The organism is Modestobacter lapidis, from assembly GCF_054780755.1.
In genome coordinates this window covers 1-588 of sequence record NZ_BAAGVS010000067.1, presented here as the reverse complement: position 1 = coordinate 588, position 588 = coordinate 1, and the positions used below count along the sequence as shown (strand labels likewise).

Here is a 588-nt window from a genome sequence, read left to right as displayed (position 1 = left end):
CGGTGAGGAAGGTGAGCAGTGCGGGGACGGCGGCGGCTTCGTAGATGCCGGTGACGAACTCGGTGCGGCGGACGAATCCGCTGTAGAGGGGGCGGACGCGGGGCTTGTACCGGCCGACCAGCACCCACTTCAAGGCCGCGACCCCGAGGACCACGGCGACGCTGGAGGCCAGCGCGATCAGCGGCGCCAGCAGCACCGACGCCACCGTGCCCCACGCCGCCGCGACCGTGGCCACCCCGTAGAGGGTGGCGAACATGGCCACGCCCAGGATCGAACTCGGCAGCACGATGCGGAGGAACTCGATGGCGTACCGGGCCCGGATCCGCCGCCGGGACGGGGTGAAGGTCTGCGCCTCGGTGAAGTCCTCATACATTTCCCGGCGCGGGAGGTAGAACGCCGGGGACCCCAGCCAGGCGGTGCCGGGCGGGACGCCGTCGGCCGGGGGTACCGAGCGCACGCCGATCAGCGACCCGTCACCCAGGGTGGCCCCCGAGGGGATGAACGCGGCGTTGCCGACGAAGGTGCGCGCCCCGATCTCGGTGCGCTGGAAGGCGACGTGGCCGTTGGCGTAGGTGGCGCTGCCGACGC

1 pseudogene is annotated in these 588 nt (G+C 72.6%); it reads right to left on the bottom strand.

Annotation, left to right across the window (positions count from 1 at the left end):
* Positions 1-588: pseudogene (locus ACYVG5_RS21455) on the bottom strand (hypothetical protein); the annotation flags it as partial.